At 37.2% G+C, this 5,257-nt stretch carries 8 protein-coding genes and 1 tRNA gene; 8 read left to right on the forward strand and 1 reads right to left on the reverse strand.

The genetic code is table 11. From position 1 onward, the window contains the following. From ACLTU0_RS10655 to ACLTU0_RS10690, 8 genes are all read left to right on the forward strand, one after another. A partial coding sequence (locus ACLTU0_RS10655; RefSeq protein ID WP_412322419.1) for an adaptor protein MecA occupies positions 1-447 on the forward strand: 447 nt, incomplete at its 5' end. A 99-nt stretch (positions 448-546) separates the two neighbouring features. Continuing rightward, on the forward strand, positions 547-948 hold the full coding sequence (gene yajC / locus ACLTU0_RS10660) for a preprotein translocase subunit YajC (protein WP_022230525.1): 402 nt from the start codon (positions 547-549) through the stop codon (positions 946-948). A gap of 61 nt (positions 949-1,009) precedes the next feature. Further along, a complete protein-coding gene (locus ACLTU0_RS10665; RefSeq protein ID WP_022230526.1) occupies positions 1,010-1,366 on the forward strand; it encodes a TIGR04086 family membrane protein in 357 nt (118 codons plus the stop codon). Between the two features lie 115 nt (positions 1,367-1,481). Beyond that, a complete protein-coding gene (gene scfA / locus ACLTU0_RS10670; protein ID WP_117967162.1) occupies positions 1,482-1,625 on the forward strand; it encodes a six-cysteine ranthipeptide SCIFF in 144 nt (47 codons plus the stop codon). An 88-nt stretch (positions 1,626-1,713) separates the two neighbouring features. Next, a complete protein-coding gene (gene scfB / locus ACLTU0_RS10675) occupies positions 1,714-3,084 on the forward strand; it encodes a thioether cross-link-forming SCIFF peptide maturase (RefSeq protein WP_022229438.1) in 1,371 nt (456 codons plus the stop codon). Between the two features lie 18 nt (positions 3,085-3,102). After that, entirely contained in the window at positions 3,103-3,417 is a 315-nt protein-coding gene (gene rhaM / locus ACLTU0_RS10680) for an L-rhamnose mutarotase (RefSeq protein ID WP_022229437.1), read from the forward strand. 217 nt (positions 3,418-3,634) lie between these two features. Beyond that, positions 3,635-4,414: a ZIP family metal transporter gene (locus ACLTU0_RS10685; RefSeq protein ID WP_022229436.1), complete on the forward strand. Its 780-nt coding sequence runs from the start codon at positions 3,635-3,637 to the stop codon at positions 4,412-4,414. Between the two features lie 67 nt (positions 4,415-4,481). Further along, positions 4,482-4,571: transfer RNA gene (locus ACLTU0_RS10690), tRNA-Ser, on the forward strand. Positions 4,572-4,617: 46 nt separating this feature from the next. On the opposite strand, the gene ACLTU0_RS10695 is transcribed toward ACLTU0_RS10690, so the two are convergent. Next, positions 4,618-5,257: SDR family oxidoreductase (locus ACLTU0_RS10695; protein ID WP_412322420.1), on the reverse strand; the 640-nt coding region annotated here is incomplete at its 5' end.

A 5,257-nucleotide genomic window follows, 5' to 3' on the forward strand; every position in this document is an offset into this window, starting at 1 on the left:
GGTTTTAATCCGTATAACGGCCAAGTGGTCGTTGAGGCTACTCCGTCACAGGACGGTATAAGTATTTTGGTTAAACGTTTAAACAAGGGTATAAAAAAAATTACCGAGGAGCAGTTTAAAAAAGTTGTTTCGGTCAAGCCTAAAAAGAAAGAACTGGGTACGGAATGTGTATTTTATTTTGAAACTTTTAATGATATGTGCGGCGCTATAAGCGAAATGGATAAAAGTATTCTTTCAAAAGCAAGCCTTTTTAAGCTGAATAAAACATATTGTATTCTCATAAGAAACGATAATGAGAATATGAGAGGCATTAATGTAATAAGAGAGTTTACGGAAAGAATGTCGATATACCCGTTGCAGAATGAGTACATAAAAGAACATGCTCTTCTTGTCGCAAAAGGTCAAAAACTTGTTGAAATGGCTGAAAACGTCAAACGATTGATGTAAGAGAGATTTTATTTGTTAATATTTTGTTAAATCTATTGCAAAGTTCATATATAGATAGTATAATAGATAGGTAGAAAAAATTATCAAAGGAGAACTATTATGGCAAACATTTTAGAAACAGTCGTTTTCGCAGACGGCGAAACAGCAAATACACAACAGGCGACAGGTACTCAAACAGCGGCAGACCCTAATGCTACACAACAGGTTAATCCTGTAATGAGTACAATAGTAAGTATTCTTCCGCTTGTTCTTATTATCGTATTGTTATACTTTATGATGATAAGACCGCAAAGAAAGAAAGAAAAAGAAACAAAGGCAATGATTAACGCAATGAAAGTCGGCGATAAGGTTGTAACAATCGGCGGTATCTGCGGTAAGGTTGCTAAAATTAAAGACGAATATGTTTTTATTGAAACAGGTAACATCGGTACACCGGATCAAAAGTCTGTTGTAAAGATGGAAAGAGACGCTATCAGAACTGTTGAAACAGCTAAAAACTAATTGGTTATAAAATTTAAACCTCTCTAATATATTTATAGTAAATATATAGGGAGGTTTTTTTATGGGTATTAATTTTAAGGGTGTGATAAAAGGGACGATATTTGCAATTCTTGTTACTTTTGTTATAATTCTGATATTGGCACTGCTTTCGTATTTTACAGGCATAGACGAAACTATTATCACAACCGGAGCGTATGCCTCGGTTATTATCGGCGTGATACTCGGAACGATTGCGGTATCAAAAGCGGCAAACAGCAGAGCATTTGTTCACGCAATGCTTGTATGTGCGCTGTATTTGATCGTACTTATCGGAATATCGTTGATTGTAAACAATGGAATAATGTTTAACACGCATTTTCTTGCTGTAATAGGCGGTACATTTGCATCGGGAATATTGGGGTGCATCATAGGAAAATAGCCGAAAAATAAGTTTTGTGAGAAAAAATACAAAATATTTGTAAAAAAGCCTTTTCAATCACTTGAAAGTATGTTATAATATATTCATAGTGAATTAATATAAGGAGGTTTTTAATATGAAACACGTACAGACTTTAAACAAGGCTAATTTAAAGGATTCAGCAAAGCACGGTGGTTGCGGAGAATGTCAAACATCATGTCAATCAGCTTGTAAGACATCTTGCACAGTTGCAAATCAAAAATGTGAACAAGCAAACTAATTGTTTTGCCGAATAAATGAACATTAAAGATGAATCATCGGCTTTTTAAGGTCGATGATTTTCTGATTTTATATAGGGAGTTTTTGAAGTGATACATAAGTATAAACAGTTGGGACTTAATATTGTAATGGATGTATATTCAGGTGCGGTACACGTTGTTGATGATGTAATGTACGATATGCTTGATTATACTCTTGAGCCGTTTATGGCAGAGGCAAAATGTCCCGATTATATTAAAGAAGGTTTAAAAGATAAGTATAGTGAAGAAGAATTGGAGGAAAGCTATGCTGAAATATGTGCACTTGTAAATGCAGGTCAGTTGTTTACAGATGATTGCTATGACGAAATTGCGAAGAATTGGAATAAGCAATCTGTTGTAAAGGCTCTTTGTATTCACGTTGCACATGACTGTAATTTGAGATGTAAGTATTGTTTTGCCGATACAGGTGAATTTCACGGTGGCAGAAGTCTTATGAGTGCGGAAGTAGGTAAGAAAGCTATTGATTTTGTTATCAATAACAGCGGTAACAGAAAAAATATAGAAATCGACTACTTCGGCGGTGAACCGCTTATGAATTTCGGCGTTGTTAAGGAAATTACAGAATATGCAAAAGAAGAGGCGAAAAAGCACGGTAAGAATTTCAGATTTACTGTAACAACAAACGGTGTATTGTTAAATGACGATATTAAACAATATATTAATGAAAATATGTCAAACGTTGTTTTGAGTATTGACGGTACAAAGGAAACTAACGACAGAATGCGTTATCGTGTAGACGGCAGCGGTTCTTACGATACAATTGTTCCTAAGTTCCAAGACTTGGCTGAAAGCAGAAATCAAAATAATTACTACGTTCGAGGTACGTTTACGGCGTATAACGTGGATTTTGCAAAGGACGTAATTCACCTTGCTGATTTAGGCTTTAAGCAGACAAGCGTTGAACCGGTTGTTGCACCTGAAACAGAGGACTACGCACTTACAAGTGAGCATATCGAAAAGGTCTGTGCCGAATATGATAAGCTTACTGAAGAATATGTAAAGAGATATGACGAGGGCAGAGGTTTTAACTTCTTCCACTTTATGGTTGACCTTGACCAAGGTCCGTGTGCGATAAAGCGTCTTTCAGGTTGTGGTGCAGGACACGAATATCTTGCGGTTGCACCGAACGGAGACATTTATCCGTGTCACCAATTTGTTGGTAACAAGGATTTTCTTATGGGTAATGTCAATGAAAATAAAATTGATGAAAATATCGAGAAGATGTTTGAACGCTCAAATGTGTATACTAAAGAAAAATGTAAGAATTGTTTTGCGAAATTCTATTGCAGCGGTGGTTGCAGTGCGAATGCGTATAACTTTAACGGTGACATAAACAAGCCTTATGAGCTTGCTTGTGAATTTGAAAAAAAGCGTCTTGAATGTTCAATAGCAATCGAGGCACATAAAAAATTAAGTTAATTTAAGGAGGAAAAAGAAATGATACACAAGGGTTTTAAAATGAAACTTTACGACGGCATGGCTGAGGAGTACGAAAAAAGACATAATGAGTTATGGCCGGAAATGAAGGATATGATTCACGAACACGGCGGTAAGAATTATTCAATATTCCTTGACAAAGAAACAATGGTTCTTTACGGTTATATCGAAATCGAAGATGAAGAACTTTGGGCAAAGGGTGCCGATACCGCCATCAATAGAAAATGGTGGGACTTTATGGCTGACATTATGGAAACAAATCCTGATAACAGTCCTGTTTCAGAAGATTTACACCTTGTATTCCATTTGGATTGATAAAATGTGTATAAATTAGAAAATAAGGGCGATAATATTTAATGACCTCACAAAATACATTAAAACCGATAGTCAGTCGGTAAATAACCCCCTTATTTGCAGAGAGAACAGTTCGTTATGAACTGTTCTTTTTGTATTGACAGATAGGGTGAATTATGATAAACTGATAATAAGGTTAGTTAAAACTAACCTATGTAATTTTATTATGGAGGAATATATGGGAGAAGTTATAAGAGGAATATTGATACCGTTTTTGGGTACGACACTTGGTGCGTCTTGCGTACTGTTTATGAAGAAAATGATGAATAAGATGGTACAGCGTGCCTTAACAGGATTTGCGGCAGGGATTATGGTCTCCGCGTCTGTGTGGAGCTTGCTTATACCGTCAATGGATTATGCGGCGGAAATGGGGAAGTTTGCATTTGTACCGGCGGTTGTGGGATTTTGGATAGGTATATTGTTTTTGCTGGCAATGGACCATATAATACCGCATTTGCATATGGATACCGATAAAGCTGAAGGCCCGAAAAGTAAATTGAAAAAGACAACAATGCTTGTATTTGCTGTTACACTTCACAATGTTCCAGAGGGAATGGCTGTGGGCGTTATATATGCAGGTTATCTTGCAGGAAATATGCAAATATCGGCTATGGGCGCTTTGGCTTTGGCAATCGGTATTGCAATTCAGAATTTCCCGGAGGGGGCAATTATATCAATGCCACTTAAAGCCGAGGGAATGAGTAAAGGAAAAGCATTTTTATACGGCGTGCTTTCGGGTGTTGTTGAACCGATTGGAGCGGTACTTACAGTTGTTGCGTCCGGTTTTATAATACCCGTATTGCCATATTTCCTCAGCTTTGCTGCAGGGGCGATGATGTACGTTGTAATAGAAGAATTAATTCCCGAAATGTCACACGGCAATCACTCAAATATCGGTACTGTAATGTTTGCAGTAGGTTTTACACTTATGATGATTCTTGATGTGGCACTTGGGTAAATATTTACTACTTGCTTTTATTTAATATTGACAATTATCGAAATTTATGATAGAATACTGCAAGTATGGAGGGGTGGCCGAGTGGTTGAAGACGCAGCATTGGAAATGCTGTAACGGCTTACGCCGTTCGTGGGTTCGAATCCCATCCCTTCCTCCAATAATAAAAAGCTTAAAACCGAAAGGTTTTAAGCTTTTCTTTTTTATTAAACTCCGAAATATGCTTGGAAACCGCCGTCAACAGGGATTGTAGCACCTGTAACAAAACCTGATTGAGCGCTGTCGGTAAGCCATAGCAATGTGCCTGTCAAATCCTCCGGAACACCGAAACGTCCCATAGGAGTATGAGCAAGAACTTTCTTTGAACGTTCCGAAAGTGAGCCGTCCGGATTTCTCAAAAGTGTTTTATTCTGTACTGTTTCAAACCAGCCCGGTGCAAGAGCGTTGACTCTGATACCGCTTTTTGCAAAATGTACTGCAAGCCATTCTGTAAAGTTGGAAATAGCGGCTTTTGCGGCACAATATGCGCTTACTTTTGTAATTGCGTGGTACGAACTCATTGACGCGATATTAAGCACATTAGCACCAGGATTATCAAGCATATCAACTATAAATACTTGTGTAGGAATAAGAGTACCTACAATATTTAGGTCAAATACATAATTGAAGTTTTCCTTTGACAAGTCAAAAAATGAAACAACATCGGGATTTTCAATATCGCCTTTTTCAAAATATTCTTTTGTTGTAGTACCTTTTGGGTGATTGCCGCCTGCACCGTTTACAAGTATATCAACTTTTCCGAAAGTATCGTTTACAACTTTTTTTGCGTTGATAACACTGTCCTTA

It is taken from the genome of Hominilimicola sp. (genome assembly GCF_046972485.1).
GTDB lineage: Bacteria > Bacillota > Clostridia > UBA1381 > UBA1381 > Hominilimicola > Hominilimicola fabiformis.

Coding starts and splice junctions, on each gene's coding strand:
- rhaM (WP_022229437.1), top strand. CDS start 3,103: ATGATACACAAGGGTTTTAAAATGAAACTTTACGACGGCATGGCTGAG.
- ACLTU0_RS10665 (WP_022230526.1), top strand. CDS start 1,010: ATGGGTATTAATTTTAAGGGTGTGATAAAAGGGACGATATTTGCAATT.
- ACLTU0_RS10685 (WP_022229436.1), top strand. CDS start 3,635: ATGGGAGAAGTTATAAGAGGAATATTGATACCGTTTTTGGGTACGACA.
- scfA (WP_117967162.1), top strand. CDS start 1,482: ATGAAACACGTACAGACTTTAAACAAGGCTAATTTAAAGGATTCAGCA.
- yajC (WP_022230525.1), top strand. CDS start 547: ATGGCAAACATTTTAGAAACAGTCGTTTTCGCAGACGGCGAAACAGCA.